This window comes from Streptomyces sp. NPDC006372 (assembly GCF_040612515.1).
Classification (GTDB): Bacteria; Actinomycetota; Actinomycetes; order Streptomycetales; family Streptomycetaceae; genus Streptomyces.
Map to the genome: position 1 here is coordinate 77,003 of NZ_JBEXQJ010000025.1, position 20,796 is coordinate 97,798.

Consider the following 20,796-nt stretch of genomic DNA (forward strand, 5'->3'; position numbering starts at 1 on the left):
TGGCGCCCGATGCAAACCACCCGTTCGTGCCATGGGCGAACCGCCCGCGGCTCCACGTTCACCGCCCTGCATGATGGACGTATGCGAGCAGTGGTGCAGAGGGTGGACGGCGCGAGCGTCGTCGTGGACGGCGAGACGGTGGGCGCGATCGAGGGCGAGGGGCTGTGCGTCCTGGTCGGCGTCACCCACGAGGACACCAAGGAGAAGGCGGCCCAGCTGGCCCGCAAACTCTGGTCGATCCGCATGCTGCAGGACGAGAAGTCGTGCAGCGACATCGACGCCCCGCTGCTGGTGATCAGCCAGTTCACCCTCTACGGCGACGCCCGCAAGGGCCGCCGCCCCACCTGGAACGCCGCCGCCCCCGGCGATGTCGCCGAACCGCTGGTCGACGAGGTCGTCGCCCAGCTGCGTTCGCTCGGCGCGACGGTGGCGACGGGCCGCTTCGGCGCGGCGATGAGGGTATCGCTCACGAACGACGGCCCGTTCACCGTGCAGATCGAAATCTGACCCGAAAGGTCTACAAGCGTCAAAGCGCTACGGCTCGACGACGACCTCCTGGGCGGCGGCCGTGTCCCCGGCGATCAGGGGCGCGTCCACGGCCACGTTCCGCTTCACGAGGGCGAGGGCGACCGGTCCGAGCTCGTGGTGGCGTGCGGAGGTCGTGATGAAGCCGACCTTCCGGCCGTCGGGTCCGTCGGCCGCGAGCCGGACCTCGGTGCCGGCGACCGGCAGATGGACCTCGCTGCCGTCCAGGTGCAGGAAGACCAGCCGCCGGGGCGGCTTGCCCAGGTTCTGCACCCGGGCGACCGTCTCCTGGCCCCGGTAGCAGCCCTTCTGCAGGTGCACCGCCGAGCCGATCCAGCCCAGCTCGTGCGGAATCGTGCGGTGGTCGGTCTCGAAGCCGAGCCGGGGCCGGTGCTGCTCCACGCGCAGCGCCTCGTAGGCCAGGATCCCGGCGGGCGGCCCGGCCTGCCCGGCGTAGGCCTCCAGATCGGCGCGCGGCAGGAACAGGTCCCGGCCGTACGGCGTCTCCCGTACGACGACGCCCTCCGGGACCTCGGCGATGGAGCCGGCCGGCAGGTGCACCACCGCGGTGTCGGCCGTCCGGTCGGTGACCTCGACCTTGTAGAAGAACTTCATCGACTCCAGGTACGCGATCAGCGTCTCCTGGGTGTCCGGCTCCACATGGGCCCAGACCGTCTCGCCGTCGTCGACGAGGTACAGCGCGTGCTCGACGTGGCCGTTCGCGGAGAGGATCAGCGCCTCGGTCGCGCGGCCCGCCGGGAGGTCGCTGACGTGCTGGGTGAGCAGCAGGTGCAGCCAGGCGAGCCGGTCCTCGCCGGTGACGGTGACGACCCCGCGGTGCGAGAGGTCGACGAAACCGGTGCCGTCGGCGAGGGCGCGCTGCTCGCGGAACAGGTCGCCGTAGTGGGCGGCGACACCTTCGTCCGCGCCCTCCGCGGGAACGGCGCCGGGCAGGGTCAGCAGGGGGCTCTTCATACTTCTAAGCCTACGACTCGGTAGTTGAAGCCTTCAGTGTGCAGTCCTCACACCGGCCGAAGATCGCGAAGTGCTTCATGTCGGTGTCGAACCCGAACGTCTGCCGCAGCTTGGCGGTGAACTCGGCGGCCACGGAGACGTCCGCCTCGATGACGTTCTGGCAGTCGCGGCACACCAGGTGGAGGTGGTGGTGCCGGTCCGCGAGGTGGTACGTCGGCGCCCCGTGCCCCAGGTGCGCGTGGCTGACCAGCCCGAGCTCCTCCAGGAGCTCCAGCGTCCGGTACACCGTCGAAATGTTGACCCCCGACGCCGTCTTCCTCACTTCCACGAGGATGTCGTCGGGGGTCGCGTGCTCCAGGGTGTCCACGGCTTCGAGCACGAGTTGCCGCTGCGGGGTCAGCCGGTAGCCGCGCTGCCGCAGATCACTCTTCCAGTCGGTGCTCACCACACCGGCCAGTCTAGGACTACTTGAAGAAAGCGATGCCGTCATCCGGCATGTCGTCGGGCAGGGCCTTGGCCCAGCGCTCGACGTCCTCCGGGGTGACGACCTTCTTCAGGTGGGCCGACATGTAGGGGCGCAGCTCGACCTCGGGGGTCTGCTTCTCGCCGACCCACATCAGGTCGCTCTTGACGTAGCCGTACAGCCGCTTGCCGCCGCTGTAGGGCTGGGAGGCGGCCGTGCGGGCCACGGCGTCCGTCACCAGGTCGATCTGCGGCTTCTGGTCGGCCAGCTCGCCGTACCAGATCTCGATGACGCCGTCGTCGCGGGTCATCGTCACCTCGACCTTGCGCTCGGCGTCGATCCGCCAGAAGCCGTGCTCGGACTCCAGCGGCCGGACCTTGTTGCCGTCGTTGTCCAGGACCCAGGAGTGGGAGTGGTACTCCAGGAAGTCCCGGCCGTCGTGGGTGAACGTGACCTCCTGCCCGAAGTTGCACTTCTCGGAGCCGGGGAAGTCGTGCACACCGGCCCCCGCCCAGTTGCCGAGCAGGAAGGCGAGCGGGACGAGCTCCTTGTGGAGGTCGGACGGGATCTCGATCATGAGGGTTTCCTAGACGTGGGTCAGCGCTGGCCCTGGTACAGCTTCTTCACGGTCAGTCCGGCGAAGGCGAGGACGCCGACGGCGACCAGGACCAACAGGATTTCGAAGAAGATCTCCACGAGGTGCTCCTTGAGCGGGGGTGCGGATGTGTGCACAGGGCCGGGCCCAGCTTACGCGGGCCCCTGCGGCACTACGATTCCGGCTATGGCGAAGAAGCTGGTGATCAAGGTGACGGCGGGGGCCGACGCCCCCGAGCGGTGCTCACAGGCGTTCACGGTGGCGGCGGTGGCCGTCGCCAGCGGTGTCGACGTCTCCCTGTGGCTGACCGGCGAGTCCTCCTGGTTCGCGCTGCCCGGCCGCGCCGCCGAGTTCGAGCTGCCGCACGCGGCCCCCCTGCCGGACCTGCTGGACTCGATCCTGGCGGCCGGCCGCATCACCCTGTGCACCCAGTGCGCCGCCCGCCGCGAGATCACGGAGAAGGACGTCATCGAGGGCGTCCGCATCGCGGGCGCCCAGGTATTCGTCCAGGAGTCCCTGGCTGACGACACCCAGGCGCTCGTCTACTGATCCTGCCGGTCCGTCTCCGTGTAGAGACAGAAGGGGTGGCCCACGGGGTCGAGGAGCACCCGGACGCCGGCCTGCGGCTGGAACGCGGCGAGCGTCGCCCCCTCGGCGAGGGCCCGGGCCGTCTCCGCCGCCAGGTCGTCGACCTCGATGTCGAGGTGGACCATCATCTGCTGCCGGTCCGGACCGCTCGGCCAGACCGGCGGGCGGTAGGCCGGTTCCGTCTGGAAGGACAGCCCCGTACCGCCGTCGGGCGGCCGGATGTGCACCCAGTCCTCCCATGCCTCCCCGCGCCACACCCGCCAGCCGGGCAGCAGCCGCAGATAGAAGTCCGCCAGGTCGCGGGCGTTCGGGGCGTCCAGAGTCGCCGCAGTCAGTCTCATGGGGCGGGGATACCCGCTGCCCGGGACAAGACGCCGGTCACCTCAAGAAGACGCCGGCCGCCTCACCTCGGCCGCTTCTTGCCGTCCAGTTCGTCCCACCACTCGTCGGACTGGGGATCCCCGGACGGGTCGTCCCACCAGCGGTCGTCGGGGCCCCGGCGGTTCGCGACCATCGCCGCGAGGGGCGGGATGACCATGGCGACGACGCACATCCCGACGGCCACGGGGATCGACCAGATCCGCACGACACCCCAGGCCAGGACGAACAGTCCGATGCAGCCGCCCATCATCGCGAAATACGTGCGCCGGCGTCGTGCGTACATGTATCCAGCGTAGGTCCGGGCACGCCGAAGGGCCGCACCCCAGGTGTCCAACCCGGGGGGTGCGGCCCCTACTGGCCCGGTCGCCGTCAGACGGCGATCGCGACCTCCGCCAGTCCGCCCTGCTGGGCGACGACCGTGCGGTCGGCGGTGGCGCCGGGCACGAGGGCGCGGACGGTCCAGGTGCCCTCGGCCGCGTAGAAGCGGAACTGTCCGGTCGCCGAGGTCGGCACCTCGGCCGTGAACTCGCCGGTCGAGTCCAGCAGACGCACGTAGCCCACCACGGGCTCGCCGTCCTTGGTCACCTGACCCTGGATCGTGGTCTCACCGGGCTTGATCGTCGAGGCGTCGGGGCCGCCGGCCTTCGCTCCACACATGTCGTTCTCCTGAAGGGGGTGATGAGAGGTCGGTCGGGAGGTCTTACTTGTTGGCGCCGAGCTCGATCGGCACGCCCACCAGGGAGCCGTACTCGGTCCAGGAGCCGTCGTAGTTCTTGACGTTCTCCACACCGAGCAGCTCGTGCAGCACGAACCAGGTCAGCGCGGAGCGCTCACCGATGCGGCAGTAGGCGATGGTGTCCTTCGCCAGGTCGACGCTCTCCTCGGCGTAGAGGGCCTTGAGCTCCTCGTCCGACTTGAAGGTGCCGTCGTCGTTGGCGTTCTTGGACCACGGGATGTTGCGGGCGCTCGGCACGTGGCCCGGACGCTGCGACTGCTCCTGCGGCAGGTGGGCCGGGGCGAGCAGCTTGCCGGAGAACTCGTCGGGCGAACGCACGTCGACGAGGTTCTGCGAACCGATGGCGGCCACGACGTCGTCGCGGAAGGCGCGGATGGACGTGTCCTGGGCCTTGGCCTTGTACTCCGTCTTCGCACGCTCCGGCACCTCGTCACCGGCGACCAGCTCGCGGGCGTCGAGCTCCCACTTCTTGCGGCCGCCGTCGAGGAGCTTGACGCTGTCGTGGCCGTACAGCTTGAAGTACCAGTACGCGTACGAGGCGAACCAGTTGTTGTTGCCGCCGTACAGGACCACCGTGTGGTCGTTCGCGATGCCCTTGTCCGACAGGAGCTTCTCGAAGCCCTCCTGGTCGACGAAGTCACGGCGGACCGGGTCCTGAAGGTCCTCGGTCCAGTCGATCCGGATGGCGTTGCGGATGTGGTTCTTCTCGTAGGCGGACGTGTCCTCGTCCACCTCGACGATGGCGATGGTCGGGTCGTCCAGGTGCTCCTGGAGCCAGTCGGCGTCAACCAGGACGTCGTTGCGGCTCATGCTTCTTCTCCTCCGGGGCAGTTACGGCGGGGCGTGCGAGGTATGCAGGGCGCACCCTTGAGGCAGGGCGACGCACGGGTGCCCGTGATGCGGGGCTGCGGGGATGCGCGCGCCGACGCAGCGGCCGACGCGATCGCTCAGAAGGTGCGACAGAGCATGGCGGCGACGCGGCACAGGTCTACTGCCCGCCGCTTCGTGAGATCCGCCTGTCGCTTCATGCTGTCGATCGTAGGGACGGCAGGGTGCGCGTGTCACCGGGGTGTCGCATACTGAGACGCGAAGATCCGCCATTTGGGATCGACGGTCCCTCGACGCCCCTCACGCGCAGCGTCCGGCCGGATGTATCCACGGCCACATCTACGCTACGGACTCCGCCGTCTCGCCCACCGGACAGTCCTGGTCGGGCCGACGTGCCGCTACCTACCCGGCGAGCCGGACGTTGGAACCCTTCACCGTGATCTCCACGCCGTCCGGAGCCGCCTGCACCTTGTCCAGCTCGATCCCGCCGGGCAGGCCGTCGATCTTCTGCTGGAAGTCGGTGATCGCCCGGACACGGTTCTCGGCGATGTCGACACCGCCGAACTTGGGCAGGCCGTCGGCCTTCACGCGCACCGTGCCGTCGACGACCGTGACCGTGCTGAGCACGGAGACCGGCTCCGGCAGCTTGGTGCCGAGGACGGTGGCCTCGACGGTGACCTTGATCTTGCCGTTGCCGCCGTCGGAGAGCCCGACGACGTTGGCGGTGACACCCGGGGCGACCTGGGTGGGCTCCGACTTCGCGGTCTTCAGCAGCTCGTCGTAGGCGATGGTCGCGGTGCCGGTGGCGCTGGTGGCGGTGGCGGAGCTGTAGTCGCCGGAGAACTCGACGCCCTTCATGTCGGCGCGGAGGTCGTCGATACGGATCTTCTGGGCACTGTCGCCGTTGCCGGCGGCGGCCTCGTAGTTCTCGATGCCGACCTGGATGTCGTCGAGGGAACCGCCGGCGACCTGGGTGAGGAACGGGAAGCCCTTGATGGACACGTCCGGGGTGCTGGCCAGGTTCTCGGTGGTCTTCAGGCGGTCCGCGGCCTCGTCCTCGGCGAAGTTGACGGCGACGCGGTCGGCGATCACGAAGAGTCCGCCCAGGATCACGACGACGATCAGCAGTATTCGCAGTGCGCGCATGCGGTGTTTCCCCCACCTAGGCGGTTGGACGGCGGTCCGGTGTGCGACGACCGGGCGGCCGTCCAAGCGTGAGGGTAACTCCGTGGGATGTGGGTGCCCTGGATTTGTCGATCACCTGTGACAGGTACTCGGTGTCTGTGCCGCACGATTGCCCGCAGTTAAGCGAGCGCCCTGCCCAGGACATAGACCGCAGGAGCCGCCGCCGCCAGTGGCAAAGCCACTCCCGCGGTGAAGTGGACGAAGCGGGACGGGTAGTCGTAGCTCGCGACCCGGTGGCCGATCAGGGCGCAGGCTGCCGCGCCCGTGCCGAGGAGGGCGGCCGACGTGCCCAGGTCGGTCAGCGCGCCGGACGCGATGCCCGCGCCGGCGCCCGCGAGCAGCGCCACCACCACCGACGCGGGCGTCGGCAGCGGCAGGGCGCGGGCCAGGACCGCGACGGCCACGGCGATCGCTCCCACTGTCACCGCGTCCGCGTCGGCCGCGAGGTACCCACCCGCGACGATCGCCAGCGCCGACGCCGCGACCGTCGCCATCAGGCCGTACATCCGCTCGTCCGGGTCGGCGTGCGAGCGCAGCTGCAGGACCAGCGCCAGCAGCACCCACACCCCGAGCGTGCCCAGGATCGCGGACGGCGAGCGGTCCGACACCAGCAGCGCCGCGTCCGCGGCCAGCGCCCCGGCGAAGCCCAGCGCGATGCCCTGCCGCGCCGGCCACATCCCGTTCAGCCGGAACCAGCCGGCCGCCGTGACGGCCTGGAGGACGACGAGCGGGACCAGGAGCGCGTACGTCCCCACCGCCGCCGCACCCGCCAGCAGCAGGCCCAGCAGCGCCGTCAGCGCGGCCGGCTGCATCCCGGGCTCGATGATCGGCGACCGGCCCTCGGCCCGGGCCCGCTGGGCGTCCGTGATCCGCGCGTTCCCGCCGACCGTGGCAGGGCCGTAACCGGAGTCGGAATCGGGAGCAGGAGCGGGTTCACCGGCGGGCGGCGCCGTGTGTCCCTGCGGCGGCAGATACGCCGTCTCCTCCGCCGGAGTCGCCTGCGCGGGCACCGGCGCGTGCGTCTGGGTCTCCCAGGTCTGCCCCTGCCACTGCTGCGTGTACTGCTGAGCGGCGTACGGATCCTCGTAGGGCTGCTGGTACCCCTGGTTCGGGTACGCCTGGTTCGGGTACGCCTGGTTCGGCCCGTGCGCCTCGTACGGTCCGCCGTTCCCATACGGCTGATCGGTCATCGTCACCCTCCTGCGAACGGCGGGAGCACCTCGACCGTGCCGCCGTCGGCCAGCCGTACCGTCTCATGTCCGCGGGTGCCCACGGGGTCACCGTCGACGAGGAACGAGCAGCGCCGCAGCACGCGCTCCAGCTCACCGGGGTGCCGCTCGCGCACCCCGTCGAGCGCCTCGGCGAGCGTGGCCGCCTCGTACGGCTCCTCGGCCACCCCGGCCGCGGCCTTGGCGGCGGCCCAGTAGCGCACCGTGACCTTTGGCATCTGCTTCCTCAATCACTCGTCTGTGAACCCCGTCAGGCTAGCCCGCCCGGCCGACGACCCACGCCGCGATCCGGTCCAGCAGTTCGTCGCTCGCCGCGTGCTCGGCATGCCCCATGCCCGGCTCCAGCCACAGTTCGCCCTGGTCACCGGCGGCCGCGGCCAGCATCCGCGGATGGTCGACGGGGAAGTAGCCGTCGGCGTCGCCGTGCACGATCAGCAGCGGGGTCGGGGCGATCCGCGGTACCGCCTGCACCGGCGAGAGCGGGACCGGGTCCCAGTCCCGGTGGTGGATCCGCGTACCGAAGCCGTACCGGCCCACCATCCGCCCCTCGGGCCGCGTCACCAGCCAGTGCAGCCGCCGCATGGGGGCGGTGCCCCGGTAGTACCAGCGGGCCGGGGCGCTGACGGACACCACCGCGTCGGTGTCCCTCTGGTGCAGCGCCGCGTGCCGCAGCACCACCGAGCCGCCCATGGAGAACCCGACCGTGCCCACGCGCGTGTGCCCGAGTTCCCGCGCCCACCGCACCGCCGCCGCCAGGTCGAGCACCTCCCGGTCCCCGACCGTGGACCGCCCGCCGGACGCCCCGTGCCCCCGGAAGGAGAACGTGACGACGGCCCCGAACCGGGCGAAGGCCTGCGCCACGCGCCGTACGTGCGGCCGGTCCACCGCACCGGTGAAGCCGTGGGCGACGACGAACACGGGGTGATCGGCAGGCGTCCGGGAGGCGTCGCGCACGGCGGTGCCCGGGTCGTACACGGCGTCGATCGTCACGCCGTCCGAGGCACGCAGGAAAGTCCGCGAAGGTGTCCGCACAGGCGTTCCCCCGGTCGTCTCACAGTGCGGACGAAGCGTGGATCGCGCCACATGACCTGCCGGTCCAGAGCTCATGTGGGCTATTCTGCTGGGCAGAGGACTCGGGCAGCGTCGCCCCCGGGTCCTTTTGTGCTTTCGGAAGCGTTGTATACGACGCGGGAAACCGCAGGTGTACGGGGCCTTCGGGATCGCAGAGCTGTGCTGTTGCCAACAAACGTCCTCGCAGGGACCGAGGAGGAACCAGACGTATGAGTTCTCTGCTGCTCCTGACCAACGCCCTCCAGCCGTCGACGGAGGTGCTCCCCGCTCTCGGCCTGCTCCTGCACAACGTGCGAGTGGCTCCCGCGGAGGGCCCCGCACTCGTCGACACCCCGGGTGCCGACGTCATCCTCGTCGACGGCCGGCGCGATCTGCCGCAGGTCCGCAGCCTGTGCCAGCTGCTGCGCTCGACCGGGCCCGGCTGTCCGCTCGTCCTCGTGGTCACGGAGGGCGGTCTCGCCGCCGTCACCGCGGACTGGGGCATCGACGACGTCCTCCTCGACACCGCGGGACCCGCGGAGGTCGAGGCCCGGCTGCGGCTGGCCATGGGCCGGCAGCAGATCGTCAGCGACGACTCCCCCATGGAGATCCGCAACGGCGACCTGTCGGTCGACGAGGCGACGTACTCCGCCAAGCTCAAGGGCCGGGTCCTGGACCTGACCTTCAAGGAGTTCGAGCTCCTGAAGTACCTCGCGCAGCACCCCGGCCGCGTCTTCACGCGCGCCCAGCTGCTCCAGGAGGTCTGGGGCTACGACTACTTCGGCGGTACGCGCACGGTCGACGTGCACGTACGGCGCCTGCGCGCCAAACTCGGTCCCGAACACGAGTCGCTGATCGGCACCGTCCGGAACGTCGGTTATCGATTCGTTACGCCCGAGAAGGTGGAGCGCGCCGCCGAGGAGGCGAAGGCCAAGGCCGCCAAGGCGAAACAGGACGACGGCGCGGACGAGCCGGCCGCCCTGGACGACGGGAAAACCCGCGCCAAGGCCTGAAGGAACACGAAAGCGCGGCAAGAGGATCGAACGGCAATCTGAATATCGCCGGGAAATCCTATGGAAGCTCCTTTACGCCCTGCCCAGAGCCGGTATATCCGCGTAGACTCCGCGCGTGGCAAAGGTGACTCGGGATGATGTGGCGCGACTGGCAGGGACTTCCACTGCCGTGGTCAGTTATGTCATCAACAACGGACCCCGGCCGGTCGCCCCGGCCACGCGCGAGCGTGTCCTCGCCGCGATCAAGGAGCTGGGGTACCGGCCCGACCGGGTCGCCCAGGCGATGGCGTCCCGGCGTACGGACCTCATAGGCCTGATCATCCCGGACGCGCGCCAGCCCTTCTTCGGGGAGATGGCGCACGCGGTCGAGCAGGCCGCCTCCGAGCGCGGAAAGATGGTCCTCGTCGGCAACACCGACTACGTGAGCGAGCGCGAGGTCCACTACCTGCGCGCCTTCCTCGGGATGCGGGTCTCGGGCCTGATCCTCGTCAGCCACGCGCTGAACGACCAGGCCGCCGCCGAGATCGAGGCCTGGGACGCCCGGGTGGTGCTGCTGCACGAGCGGCCCGAGGCCATGGACGACGTCGCCGTCGTCACCGACGACCTGGGCGGCGCCCAGGCCGCCGTCCGGCACCTGCTGGAGCACGGCCACGAGTACGTGGCCTGTATGGGCGGCATCGCCGAGACCCCCGCGGTCGGCGACCCGGTCTCCGACCACGTCGAGGGCTGGCGGCGCGCGATGGACGAAGCCGGCGTCTCCACCGAGGGCCGCCTCTTCGAGGCCCTCTACAACCGCTACGACGCCTACCAGACCGCCCTGAAGATCCTCTCCGGCCCCGACCGCCCGCCGGCGATCTTCTGCTCCACCGACGACCAGGCGATCGGCCTGCTGCGCGCGGCGCGCGAGCTGCGCATCGACGTCCCCGGCGAGCTGGCGGTGGCCGGCTTCGACGACATCAAGGAGGCGGCCCTGGCCGACCCGCCCATGACGACGATCGCCTCCGACCGCCCGGCGATGGCCCGTGCGGCGGTGGACCTCGTCCTCGACGACGGGCTGCGGGTGGCCGGGTCACGCCGGGAGCGGCTGAAGGTGTTCCCCTCGCGCCTGGTGGTCCGACGCTCCTGCGGCTGCCCGTAGGACCTGTCGGCAGGGCCCACCCGGGCGGCTTTATATCGGGCATACGAGGTTCTGTCGGGCTTCTCAGGGAGCACTCAGGAAGCTCTCATGGTCGGGCGACAAGCTCTGAGACATGACCGAGAGCTTCCACCGCAGTGGCGAGAACCAGAACCCTTACGAGGGTCAGCAGCAGGCCCCGGTGAACCCCGAGTGGCCGCCCCCGCCGGCGTACACCCCGGCACAGGCTCCGATTTCGACTTCGACTTCGATTCCGGCTCCGGCTCCGGCTCCGGCTCCCAAGAAGCGCCCCCGTGGCCCGGTCGCCCTGCTCGCCGCCGTGGCGATCGTCGCCGCGGCGATCGGCGGCGGCACCGCCTACGGCATCCAGGAGCTGACCGGCAACGACACCGTCAGCTCCAGCTCCACCAGCACCAACGTGGTGCCGTCCAGCCAGAAGGGCACCGTCTCCGGTGTCGCCAAGGCGGTCAGCCCGAGCATCGTCGAGATCAACGCCGAATCCAACGCCGGTTCCTCCACCGGCTCCGGCGTGATCATCACCGGCGGCGGCGAGATCGTCACCAACAACCACGTCGTCTCCGGCGCCTCCCAGATCAAGGTGACGACCAACGACGGCACGTCGTACTCCGCCAAGGTCGTCGGCACCGACAGCAAGAAGGACCTGGCGCTGATCAAGCTGACGAACGCCTCCGGCATGAAGGCCGCGACGCTCGGCGACTCCTCCGGCCTGCAGGTCGGCGACCAGGTCGTGGCGATCGGCTCCCCCGAGGGCCTGTCCGGCACCGTCACCAGCGGCATCATCTCGGCCCTCGACCGTGACGTCACGGTCCCCACCGACGAGGACCAGGGCCAGGGCCAGTGGGGGCAGGGCCAGGGGCAGGGCCAGGGGCAGGGCGGCGACCAGTGGCCGTTCGAGTTCGGCGGACGGCAGTTCAACGGCGACACCGGCTCCGACACCACGACGTACAAGGCGCTCCAGACCGACGCGTCCCTCAACCCGGGCAACTCCGGCGGCGCGCTGATCGACATGAACGGCAACATCATCGGGATCAACTCCGCGATGTACTCGCCGACGGGCCAGGCCTCCTCGTCCTCCAGCGCCGGCAGCGTCGGACTGGGCTTCGCCATACCGGTCAACACCGTCAAGGCCGACCTCGCCAAGCTGCGCGCCGGTGCGACGGACTGAGAACCACGGCCCCAGGAGCAAGGAGCAAGGAGCAAGGAGCAAGGCGATGATCCAGCAGGTTGCGCACACGGACCCCGGCGGCGACGCGGCGGGAGTGCGGCTGGCACTGGCGGTGGCCCACGAGCTGCACGCACCGGCGGGGCGGGCCCCGGAGGTTGCGCCCGCCGCGCCCCGCAGGGCCACCACCGGCAAGAAGCGGACCGCGTCCCGGCGCCGCACCGCACGCGGCTGACACTCCTCCCTGCTCACCCCGCCGCCGTGCGAGGCTGAGAGCGTCAGCCCGTCCCTCCCTTCCCACCCCGAGGACCCCCGACCCATGAGCCCCGCAGACGGCGACCGTGACCCCCAGCGCATCCTGATCGTCGACGACGAGCCGGCGGTACGCGAAGCACTCCAGCGCAGCCTCGCCTTCGAGGGGTACGACACCGAGGTCGCCGTCGACGGCGCGGACGCCCTGGACAAGGCCGCGGCCTACCGGCCCGACCTGGTCGTCCTCGACATCCAGATGCCCCGCATGGACGGCCTGACCGCCGCCCGCCGCATCCGCGCCACCGGCGACACCATCCCCATCCTGATGCTCACCGCCCGTGACACCGTCGGCGACCGGGTGACCGGGCTGGACGCGGGCGCCGACGACTACCTCGTCAAGCCCTTCGAACTCGACGAACTCTTCGCCCGTATCCGCGCCCTGCTGCGCCGCAGCTCCTACGCGGCGGCCGTGGGCGCGGGCAGCCCCGCCGACGAGGACGCCCTCACCTTCGCCGACCTGCGCATGGACCTCGCGACACGTGAGGTCACGCGAGCCGGCCGCCAGGTGGAGCTGACCCGCACGGAGTTCACCCTCCTGGAGATGTTCCTGGCGCACCCGCGCCAGGTGCTGACCCGGGAACAGATCCTCAAGGCGGTCTGGGGCTTCGACTTCGAGCCGTCGTCCAACTCCCTCGACGTCTACGTGATGTACCTGCGCCGCAAGACCGAGGCGGGCGGCGAGCCGCGCCTCGTCCACACGGTGCGGGGTGTGGGCTACGTGTTGCGGCAGGGCGGCGCGGAGTGAACAAGGTCGTACGCCGCTTCCGTTCCCTGCCGATCCGGTCCCGGCTGGCGCTGCTGGTGGCGGCGGCGGTGGCGTTCGCCGTGGCGGCGGTGTCGGTGACGTGCTGGTTCATCGTGCAGGGGAAGCTGTACGACCAGGTGGACGGGGACCTGAAGTCGTCGTTCCGCACCATTCAGGCGGACGACTTCGACGCACTGACGAAGACGTGTCCCCAGAAGCCGTCGAGCACCCTGGGCGGGGCACCGCGGCCGCAGACCTACGCCCAGGTGGTCAGGTCCGACGGCACGGTCTGCCTGTTCAGCAATCTCATGCCCCAGGTGAAGGTCACGAGCGGCGACAAGGACGTGGCCAAGAACCCCGACCCCACGAAGATCAGTCTGCGCAACGGCACCGACAGCGACGGCAACTCGGTGCGCGTGCTGACCACGGCCGTCGTCGTCAAGGACGGCCCGTTCCAGCAGGGCGTGGCCGCCGACTACGCACTGGTCATCGCCGTACCCCTGAAGGGGACGGAGTCCACGCTCAACGAACTGGCGCTGATCCTCCTGCTGGTCTCCGGGGTCGGGGTGATGGGCGCCGGGGCGGCCGGTCTCACGGTGGCCCGGGCCGGCCTGCGCCCGGTCGACAAACTCACCGAGGCCGTGGAGCACGTGGCCCGCACGGAGGATCTGGACGTCCGCATCCCCGTGGACGACGCGAGCGAGGACGAGGTGGCCCGACTCTCCCGCTCCTTCAACTCGATGACCTCGGCCCTGGCCAGCTCCCGCGAGCTGCAGCAACAGCTCATCGCGGACGCCGGCCACGAGCTCCGTACGCCGCTCACCTCCCTCCGTACCAACATCGAACTCCTCACCCGCAGCGAGGAGACGGGCCGCCCCATCCCCGAGGCGGACCGCAAGGCCCTGCTCGCGTCGGTGAAGGCGCAGATGACGGAGCTGGCGGCGCTCATCGGCGACCTTCAGGAACTGTCGCGTCCGGACACCGGCCAGCACTCGGGCCGGACGCAGATCGTCGCCTGGCACGACACCGTCGAGTCGGCGCTGCGGCGGGCGCGGCTGCGGGGCCCGGAGCTGACGATCACGGCGGACGTCCAGCGCTGGTTCGTGCGCGCCGAGCCCACCTCGCTGGAGCGGGCGGTGGTCAACATCCTGGACAACGCGGTGAAGTTCAGCCCCGAGGGCGGCACGATCGAGGTACGCCTCTCCGCGGGTGCCCTGACGGTCCGTGACCACGGCCCGGGCATCCCCGCCGACGAACTCCCCCACGTCTTCGACCGCTTCTGGCGCTCCCCGAGCGCACGGGCGCTGCCGGGCTCGGGGCTCGGCCTGTCGATCGTGGCGCGGACGGTGCAGCAGGCCGGGGGCGAGGTGTCGCTGTCCCGGGCCGAGGGCGGGGGCACGGTGGCGACGGTACGACTGCCGGGAGCGCCCCTGCCGCCGCCGGACGACCCGGCCCTCGCCGCCGAATAGCGCGGGTCCGGGCATCTCCGGCATCGACGTATCGTGGTGTGTCGGAATGTCGGACTCGTGGGCGAGAAAGGTGGCTGCGCATGGCCGCGACGGCGGGACTGGACCCGGCTGAGCTGATCGAGGTGTTCAAGGCCCTCGGCAACCCCGCCCGTCTGCAGATCATGCGGTGGCTGAAGGACCCCGAGGCGCATTTCGCCGAGTACGAGCCGATCGCGGACCGCCGGTCGGTCGGTGTGTGCGTCACACACATCCAGGCGAAGGCGGGACTCGCCCAGTCGACGGTCTCCAGCTACATGAGCACGCTCGAACGGGCCGGACTGGTGCGCCCCACCCGGGTGGGCAAGTGGACCCACTACCGGCGGGACGAGGACCGGGTGGCACAGCTTGCACGGGAGATCGGCACCAACGTCTGAACAGGACAGATTGACGAATCGCGATACGTCGATATGATCTCATCATGTCGACCTTCACCGCCGCGCCCACCGCGCTGATCGTTCACGCCCACCCCGAGCCCCACTCCTTCAGCACCGCCCAGATGACCGCCGCGGCCGAGACCCTGCGCGCGGCCGGGTACCGCGTCGACGTCCTGGACCTCTACGCCGACGGCTGGGCACCGGTCCTCGCCCGCGAGGAGTTCGCGCCGGTGGACGGCCCGTTCAAGCCGCAGGCCGAGCAGGTGCGCGCGGTGCGGGAGGGCACCCTCGACGCGGCCGTCCAGGCCCATCTCGACCGGCTGCTCGCGGCGGACCTGCTCGTGCTGTCGTTCCCGCTGTGGTGGTTCTCGCTGCCCGCCGTCCTCAAGGGATGGGTGGACCGGGTCTTCGTGATGGGCGGGGTCTTCGGCGGCGACCACGGGCTGTTCGGGGACGCCGCGCTCGCCGGGAAGCGCGCGATGCTGCTGTTCACGACCGGCGGGCCCACCGAGTCGTTCCGGCCCGGTGGCGCCTTCGGCCCGATGGACGACTTCCTGTTCCACATCCACCGCGGAATGCTGGAGTTCGTCGGCTTCGAGGTCCTCGACCCCGTGATCACCTACGGTCCGGCCCGCATGACCGACGAGGAACGGGCGGCGGCGCTGGGCGCGGTCAGGCAGTCCGTCGCCCGTGTCGCCGCGCCGAGCCCGTCCCCGGTGGGCTGAGCCGGAACGGTCCCGTCACGTCTCCGTCCGGTACATCAGATCCACCTCGTGCGTCACGAACCCCAGCCGCTCGTACACCGACACCGCCGCCTTGTTGTCCGCGTCGACGTACAGCATCGCCGTCGGCAGCCCCCGCTCCGCCAGGTGCCGCAGGCCGATCGTCGTGAGGGACTTGCCGAGGCCGCCGCCCTGCGCGCCGGGTCCCACACCGAGGACGTACACCTCACCGAGGCCCTCCTCGGCGTGCACCTTCGTCCAGTGGAAACCGACGAGTTCGTCGCCGCGGAAGGCGAGGAAGAAACCCGCCGGGTCGAACCACGGCTCGGCCTTGCGGTCGTCGAGGTCCCGCTGGGTGAGGGAGCCCTGCTCGGGGTGGTGGGCGAAGGCGGCCGCGTTCACCGCGAGCCAGGCCGCGTCGTCCCGGCCGGGGACGAAGGGGCGGACCGTGACGCCCTCGGGCAGGACCGGCTCGGGCGCGTCGAAGCCCGTCAACGGGCGGCGCATCTGACGCAGTTCACGGAAGAGGGTCAGCCCCAGGACCTGGGCGAGATGCCGGGCCGCGGAGTGCCCGCCGTGCGCCCACACCCGCAGCCGCTTGCCGGACGCGCCCAGCAGCGCGGAGCCCAGTGCCCGCCCGTGTCCCTGCCCGCGATGCCCGGGGTGCACGACCAGCTCGGCGGCCGGCGGCTCCACCGAATCGGTGTCCTCCAGCTGGGCATACCCCACGAGTTCACGGCTCTCGCCGCTGTCCACGGTGAGCAGCAGATGGGACACGCCCTCGCGCTCGCCCCCGCGCAACTGCAACCGGCCCTGTTCGGACACCGCCTGCTGCCCGTCGGTGGCGGCGGCTTCGTCGAGCAGCCGCAGGACGGCCTCGGTCTGCTCGGTGGAGAGCGCGGCGTACGTGTCGATCGAGCGGTTGCGGCCGGGCCGTACGGTGTCGTCGCTGGTCATGCGTACGAGGGTACGGGCACCGGCGGCAAATCGGCGGCAAAAGGCAACCAGGATGTAACCACGAAACACCTGTCGCGCTACGCGCGTTGACTCTAGGCTGCGCCGGACGACATCACTGTCCAGCAGACACCCAGGGGGGCGAATGCCAGCCACTTCACCCGCAGCGGCACCGGCGCACCAGGAGCGCCGCAGACGTCGTACGACCCGTCTCGTCGCTCTGACCGCCGGTGTCGCCGCCGTCGGCGCGCTGGCCGCGGCGATGCTGCCCGGGTCGGCGTCCGCCGGCGAGGACCACCGCAAGGGCGGCCACTGGCCCGGCCGCTACCAGGACGTCCAGCTGCTGTCCTTCAACGACCTGCACGGCAACCTGGAGCCGCCCGCCGGTTCCTCCGGCCGGGTCACCGAGGACCAGCCCGACGGCACCACGAAGACCATCGACGCGGGCGGTGCCGAGTACCTCGCCACGCATCTGCGCGAGGCCCGCACGGGCCAGAAGTACTCCGTCACCGCGGCCGGCGGCGACATGGTCGGCGCCTCCCCGCTGATCTCCGGGCTGTTCCACGACGAGCCCACCATCGAGGCGCTGAACAAGCTCGACCTCGACGTCACCTCCGTCGGCAACCACGAGTTCGACGAGGGCGCCAAGGAGCTGGCCCGGCTGCAGAACGGCGGCTGCCACCCGAAGGACGGCTGCTACACGGACAAGAGGTTCAAGGGCGCCGACTTCCCCTACCTGGCGGCCAACGTCCTCGACGAGAAGACGAAGAAGCCGATTCTGAAGCCCTACTGGGTGTGGAAGAAGAAGGACGTCAAGGTCGGCTTCATCGGCGTGACCCTGGAGGGCACCCCGGACATCGTCTCCGCCGAGGGCGTCAAGGGCCTCTCCTTCAAGGACGAGGTCGAGACGATCAACAAGTACGCCAAGGTGCTCCAGAAGCAGGGCGTGAAGTCGATCGTCGCCCTCATCCACGAAGGCGGCTTCCCGGCCTCGTCGTCGTACAACTACGACTGCGACGCCCCGGGCGCGGGCGACGGCGTCTCCGGACCGATCGTCGACATCGCCAAGAACGTCACGCCGCAGGTGGACGCGCTGGTCACCGGCCACACCCACAACGCGTACGTGTGCACGATCGACGACCCGGCGGGCAAGCCCCGCATGGTCACCTCGGCCGCGTCCTTCGGCCGCCTCTACACCGACACCACGCTCACGTACGACCGCCGGACCGGCGACATCGCCCGTACGGCCGTGAAGTCGGCGAACCACGTGGTCACCCGGGACGTCCCCAAGGCGCCCGACATGACCCAGCTGATCGGCAAGTGGAACACCCTGGCCGCGCCCATCGGCAACAAGCCGATCGGCTACATCTCCGGCGACATCGGCAACACCGGCACCGAGTCCCCGCTCGGCGACCTCATCGCCGACGCCCAGCTCGCCCACGGCAAGCAGCTCGACCCGGAGACCGACCTGGCGCTGATGAACCCCGGTGGGATCAGGGCGCCGCTGACGTACGCGGCGAAGGCCGGTGAGGGCGACGGTGTCGTGACGTACGCCGAGGGCTTCACGGTCCAGCCGTTCGCCAACACCGTGAACCTGCAGAACTTCACGGGCGCGCAGCTGATCCAGGTGCTCAAGGAGCAGGTGAGCGGCCCGAACGCGGCCGCCCCCAAGATCCTCCAGGTGTCCTCCGGCCTCACCTACACGCTGGACCTCACCAAGTCCGGCGCCGACCGTGTGGTCACGGACAGCATCAGGCTGAACGGCTCGGCCATCGACCCGGCCGCCACCTACCGCGTCGCGACCAACAGTTTCCTCGCGGGCGGCGGCGACGGTTTCCCGACGCTGGGGCAGGGCACCGGCGATGTCGTGGGCTCGGACGACCTGGCCGCGCTGGAGCAGTACCTGACGGCCAACTCCTCGGCCACGAACCCGATCGCGCCGCCGAAGGCGGACCGCATCACGATCGTGAAGTAACGCGATCGTGAAGTAAATCGCATACCTGTGGTTCAGGTTGCGGGTAGGGGCGGTGCGCATGTTCGGATGAGTCGATGCGCACCCCCCACCGCATAGACACGCACCACCGCCCCGACCAGTACTCCGAGGGAGCTCGCAACCCCTACGAGGAACTCGGCGCCCTCGACGACGGCCCGCTGGAGGAGACCCCTCTGGAGGAGTTCCTCGGCGAGGACGCCGAGCAGCGGGACGAGGAGGAGCCGGAGTGGTCGCCGCCTGCCCACCGCCGGGGCGGACGGCGTAAGAGGAATCGTTTCGCCGGACTGCCTCTCGCCGTGAAGGCGGTGGTCGCCCTCCTCGTGATCGCGGCCTTCGCCGCCCTCGGCGACCGCTGGGCCGTGCTGTACGCCGAGCACCGGGCCGCGGACACGCTCAAGGACCGCCTCGACCTGGCCGCGGCGCCCGAGGTCGAGATCGGCGGGTTCCCCTTCCTCACCCAACTCGCCGACAAACAGCTGGAATCGGTGAAGGTGACCGTGCCGGACGTCGCCGCCGACCGGGTCTCGCTCGCGAAAGTGTCCGCCACCGCCCATGACATCCGGCTGGACGCCGACGGACTGACCTCCGTACGCGGTGCCCGGATCCCCCGGTTCGACGGGGAGGTCGTGCTGTCCTTCGAGGACCTCAACCGCGAACTCGGGGCCTCCCAGGTGACGTTCACGGGCCAGGGCCGCGACCGGGTGCGCGCCGACGGAACCCTGCCGGTGGCCGGCCACGACCTGCGGCTGCGGGCCGAGGCCCGGATCCAGCGCCAGGGCGAGCGGGGCATCGCCACGGAGATCGGCGGGATGCGGCTCGACATCGGCGACCTGGCCACCTACCGCCCCGGCAAGCGCGCCTCGGAGGGCCTGCACCTGACGCCCAAGGCCAGCGCCGACCTCGCCCGCGAGACCCGGAAGGCCAAGGCACTGCTGTCGGTCCCGGCCATCGTGCAGCGGATGGGCGTGCCCGAGGCGACCGTGCAGGAGGCCCTCGCCGACGACGGCAAGCTCGCCGAGCTGACCGGCACCCCGCGCTTCGCCCGCCAGGCCGAGCGCCTCAACCTCATCGACCTGGCGCTGAGCAACCCCGACGTGATGCGCCGCCTGGGTCTCGACCCCGACCTCCTCGACGAGCTGTCCGGCCTGACCCGCCCGGTCCTCGCCGACCGGCTGTCCCTGGCGTTCGAACTGCCGAAGCCGGAGCAGGGGGACGTGCGGCTGCAGGACGTCCGGGTGGGGAAGGACGGCATCCGGGTGCGGGTGTCGGGCTCTGGGCTGTCGGTGGGCGGCTGAGTCGCACCCCGCGCGGGACGGCCGTTCGCGCAGCGGACCGTGCCCGAAAGTCTGGCCCCCGGACACTGCCGTGCCCCGCGCCCCCCACGGAGACTGGCGGGGTACGACCGGACCGAGACGAGGAGGATACGGATGCGCGGGCACGGCCGGTCTCCGGAGTCGGAAACGGACGCGCGGGCCGGACACGACCACCGGCCCCTCCTCCGGCCCGGTACGGCGGGCCCCGAGGCTGCCCGGCTGGCGGCCGGGGGACGGATGACGCCGGACGCGGCCCGGTCCCTCCAGGGCTCCGCCGGGAACGCCGCTTTCGTGGCCGTCCAGCGCAGCCCCCAGGGCGGCGACGGTGCGGGCCCCGCCGAGGAGAAGCCCATGGACGGGCTGAGCCGGCTGCGCCGGGCCAACGCACGGGCCGTGAAGCGCGGCCAGGCGGCGCCCACCTACGGCCCCGGGCAGAGCCCCTTCGGCTCGTACACCGTGAACAAGGGTCGGGGTGCCGGTCCGTACATCACCTCGAACAAGAAGGTCCAGCACCCAGGGAGCGAGGACCTCGGGACCACCTACGACGAGCTCGTGAGAGCGCTCGACGCCGAGCACCTGCCGGTGGTCTCGGCAGCGGCGCGCGGAGAGGAACCGGACCCGGACATCGTCAGCACCATGGACGCCACACAGCGGCGGGCCGCCGCCATGCTCTACGGGATCATGACCGAGTCCGAGGAGCGCAGGTTCCCGGGGGCAGGCAAGGCAATGCGCAGTGCCCTGACCAAGCAGGGCGATCCGTACCACGAGGCGGAGGAGTTCGACGAGGACTTCCCGATGGCCAAGGTCGGAGGCGCGCAGCACTACGCACAGGCGTTGGCCGGTAAGCAGCAGCTCTCCGAGAAGGCCCGCAAGAACCTGGAGGACATGTCGTCGTCGTCCTCGGACGGGGAGAAGTCCTCCTGAACGCCCCGGCGGCCCCGCCGTGGGTGAAACTTTGTGTGCAGATGTGTTGACCTCTGTTCGAGTTC

General features: G+C 70.7%; 26 protein-coding genes. 13 read left to right on the forward strand and 13 right to left on the reverse strand.

The features are described from left to right. The first annotated feature begins 81 nt into the window (after positions 1-81). Positions 82-507, forward strand: coding sequence for a D-aminoacyl-tRNA deacylase (dtd, locus tag ABZ016_RS29825; protein ID WP_356919791.1), 426 nt, complete (start codon positions 82-84; stop codon positions 505-507). A gap of 27 nt (positions 508-534) precedes the next feature. Here dtd and ABZ016_RS29830 read toward each other — a convergent pair whose 3' ends face one another. From ABZ016_RS29830 to ABZ016_RS29840, 3 genes are read right to left on the reverse strand one after another with little or no spacing between them, the layout of a single operon-like run. Beyond that, positions 535-1,500: a folate-binding protein gene (locus ABZ016_RS29830; protein WP_356919792.1), complete on the reverse strand. Its 966-nt coding sequence runs from the start codon at positions 1,498-1,500 to the stop codon at positions 535-537. Positions 1,501-1,510: 10 nt separating this feature from the next. Then, positions 1,511-1,948 carry a transcriptional repressor gene (locus ABZ016_RS29835; RefSeq protein ID WP_010036186.1) on the reverse strand — a complete coding sequence of 146 codons (438 nt, stop codon included), beginning with the start codon at positions 1,946-1,948 and terminating at the stop codon, positions 1,511-1,513. Positions 1,949-1,964: 16 nt separating this feature from the next. Next, positions 1,965-2,540 (reverse strand): FABP family protein, encoded by a 576-nt coding sequence (locus tag ABZ016_RS29840; RefSeq protein WP_356919793.1) that lies wholly within the window; start codon positions 2,538-2,540, stop codon positions 1,965-1,967. A 204-nt stretch (positions 2,541-2,744) separates the two neighbouring features. Between ABZ016_RS29840 and ABZ016_RS29845 the strand changes: the two genes are divergently transcribed. Further along, on the forward strand, positions 2,745-3,107 hold the full coding sequence (locus tag ABZ016_RS29845) for a DsrE family protein (RefSeq protein ID WP_356919794.1): 363 nt from the start codon (positions 2,745-2,747) through the stop codon (positions 3,105-3,107). Here the strand turns inward: ABZ016_RS29845 and ABZ016_RS29850 are convergent. The 9 genes from ABZ016_RS29850 to ABZ016_RS29890 all read right to left on the reverse strand — a co-directional run bounded on the left by ABZ016_RS29850 (position 3,101) and on the right by ABZ016_RS29890 (position 8,612). Continuing rightward, positions 3,101-3,487: a VOC family protein gene (locus tag ABZ016_RS29850; protein ID WP_356919795.1), complete on the reverse strand. Its 387-nt coding sequence runs from the start codon at positions 3,485-3,487 to the stop codon at positions 3,101-3,103. The two genes, ABZ016_RS29845 and ABZ016_RS29850, sit on opposite strands and share 7 nt — an antisense overlap. A 62-nt stretch (positions 3,488-3,549) precedes the next feature. Then, the gene (locus tag ABZ016_RS29855; protein ID WP_356919796.1) at positions 3,550-3,810 is read right to left on the reverse strand and encodes a DUF3099 domain-containing protein; all 261 of its coding nucleotides are present in this window, start codon (positions 3,808-3,810) and stop codon (positions 3,550-3,552) included. Positions 3,811-3,896: 86 nt separating this feature from the next. Beyond that, entirely contained in the window at positions 3,897-4,184 is a 288-nt protein-coding gene (locus tag ABZ016_RS29860; RefSeq protein ID WP_003991226.1) for a DUF1416 domain-containing protein, read from the reverse strand. Positions 4,185-4,227: 43 nt separating this feature from the next. After that, positions 4,228-5,073, reverse strand: a complete 846-nt coding sequence (locus tag ABZ016_RS29865) for a sulfurtransferase (protein WP_356919797.1) — start codon at positions 5,071-5,073, stop codon at positions 4,228-4,230. Positions 5,074-5,210: 137 nt separating this feature from the next. After that, positions 5,211-5,291, reverse strand: coding sequence for a putative leader peptide (locus ABZ016_RS29870; RefSeq protein ID WP_350310325.1), 81 nt, complete (start codon positions 5,289-5,291; stop codon positions 5,211-5,213). 202 nt (positions 5,292-5,493) lie between these two features. Continuing rightward, entirely contained in the window at positions 5,494-6,237 is a 744-nt protein-coding gene (locus ABZ016_RS29875; RefSeq protein ID WP_356919798.1) for a DUF2993 domain-containing protein, read from the reverse strand. Between the two features lie 158 nt (positions 6,238-6,395). Then, positions 6,396-7,466 (reverse strand): hypothetical protein, encoded by a 1,071-nt coding sequence (locus tag ABZ016_RS29880; protein ID WP_356919799.1) that lies wholly within the window; start codon positions 7,464-7,466, stop codon positions 6,396-6,398. Positions 7,467-7,468: 2 nt separating this feature from the next. Further along, positions 7,469-7,723 carry a MoaD/ThiS family protein gene (locus ABZ016_RS29885; RefSeq protein WP_010036212.1) on the reverse strand — a complete coding sequence of 85 codons (255 nt, stop codon included), beginning with the start codon at positions 7,721-7,723 and terminating at the stop codon, positions 7,469-7,471. A gap of 37 nt (positions 7,724-7,760) precedes the next feature. Further along, positions 7,761-8,612, reverse strand: coding sequence for an alpha/beta fold hydrolase (locus ABZ016_RS29890; RefSeq protein ID WP_356919800.1), 852 nt, complete (start codon positions 8,610-8,612; stop codon positions 7,761-7,763). 173 nt (positions 8,613-8,785) lie between these two features. On the opposite strand from ABZ016_RS29890, the gene ABZ016_RS29895 reads away from it, so the two are divergent. The 8 genes from ABZ016_RS29895 to ABZ016_RS29930 all read left to right on the forward strand — a co-directional run bounded on the left by ABZ016_RS29895 (position 8,786) and on the right by ABZ016_RS29930 (position 15,550). Continuing rightward, a complete protein-coding gene (locus ABZ016_RS29895; RefSeq protein WP_356919801.1) occupies positions 8,786-9,568 on the forward strand; it encodes a response regulator transcription factor in 783 nt (260 codons plus the stop codon). 115 nt (positions 9,569-9,683) lie between these two features. Continuing rightward, positions 9,684-10,706 carry a LacI family DNA-binding transcriptional regulator gene (locus tag ABZ016_RS29900; RefSeq protein ID WP_356919802.1) on the forward strand — a complete coding sequence of 341 codons (1,023 nt, stop codon included), beginning with the start codon at positions 9,684-9,686 and terminating at the stop codon, positions 10,704-10,706. Between the two features lie 112 nt (positions 10,707-10,818). Beyond that, complete coding sequence (locus ABZ016_RS29905; RefSeq protein WP_356919803.1) at positions 10,819-11,889, forward strand: trypsin-like peptidase domain-containing protein; 1,071 nt, start codon at positions 10,819-10,821, stop codon at positions 11,887-11,889. Positions 11,890-11,935: 46 nt separating this feature from the next. Further along, on the forward strand, positions 11,936-12,121 hold the full coding sequence (locus ABZ016_RS29910; protein ID WP_356919804.1) for a hypothetical protein: 186 nt from the start codon (positions 11,936-11,938) through the stop codon (positions 12,119-12,121). Between the two features lie 84 nt (positions 12,122-12,205). After that, positions 12,206-12,943 (forward strand): response regulator transcription factor, encoded by a 738-nt coding sequence (locus ABZ016_RS29915; protein ID WP_356919805.1) that lies wholly within the window; start codon positions 12,206-12,208, stop codon positions 12,941-12,943. Beyond that, the gene (locus ABZ016_RS29920) at positions 12,940-14,412 is read left to right on the forward strand and encodes a HAMP domain-containing sensor histidine kinase (protein ID WP_356919806.1); all 1,473 of its coding nucleotides are present in this window, start codon (positions 12,940-12,942) and stop codon (positions 14,410-14,412) included. Before ABZ016_RS29915 ends, ABZ016_RS29920 begins: the two co-directional genes overlap by 4 nt. 80 nt (positions 14,413-14,492) lie before the next feature. Next, positions 14,493-14,825, forward strand: a complete 333-nt coding sequence (locus ABZ016_RS29925; RefSeq protein ID WP_356919807.1) for a metalloregulator ArsR/SmtB family transcription factor — start codon at positions 14,493-14,495, stop codon at positions 14,823-14,825. A gap of 44 nt (positions 14,826-14,869) precedes the next feature. Further along, positions 14,870-15,550 carry an NAD(P)H-dependent oxidoreductase gene (locus ABZ016_RS29930; RefSeq protein ID WP_356919808.1) on the forward strand — a complete coding sequence of 227 codons (681 nt, stop codon included), beginning with the start codon at positions 14,870-14,872 and terminating at the stop codon, positions 15,548-15,550. Positions 15,551-15,565: 15 nt separating this feature from the next. Here the strand turns inward: ABZ016_RS29930 and mshD are convergent, their stop codons facing one another. Further along, positions 15,566-16,504, reverse strand: a complete 939-nt coding sequence (gene mshD, locus ABZ016_RS29935; RefSeq protein ID WP_356919809.1) for a mycothiol synthase — start codon at positions 16,502-16,504, stop codon at positions 15,566-15,568. Between the two features lie 142 nt (positions 16,505-16,646). Here mshD and ABZ016_RS29940 point away from each other — a divergent pair, with 142 nt between their 5' ends. The 3 genes from ABZ016_RS29940 (at position 16,647) to ABZ016_RS29950 (ending at position 20,731) form a co-directional block, all read left to right on the forward strand. Further along, a complete protein-coding gene (locus tag ABZ016_RS29940) occupies positions 16,647-18,476 on the forward strand; it encodes a bifunctional metallophosphatase/5'-nucleotidase (RefSeq protein WP_356919810.1) in 1,830 nt (609 codons plus the stop codon). Positions 18,477-18,550: 74 nt separating this feature from the next. Further along, complete coding sequence (locus ABZ016_RS29945) at positions 18,551-19,789, forward strand: DUF2993 domain-containing protein (protein ID WP_356919811.1); 1,239 nt, start codon at positions 18,551-18,553, stop codon at positions 19,787-19,789. Between the two features lie 132 nt (positions 19,790-19,921). Next, entirely contained in the window at positions 19,922-20,731 is an 810-nt protein-coding gene (locus ABZ016_RS29950) for a hypothetical protein (RefSeq protein ID WP_356919812.1), read from the forward strand. The last annotated feature ends 65 nt before the right edge of the window (positions 20,732-20,796 follow it).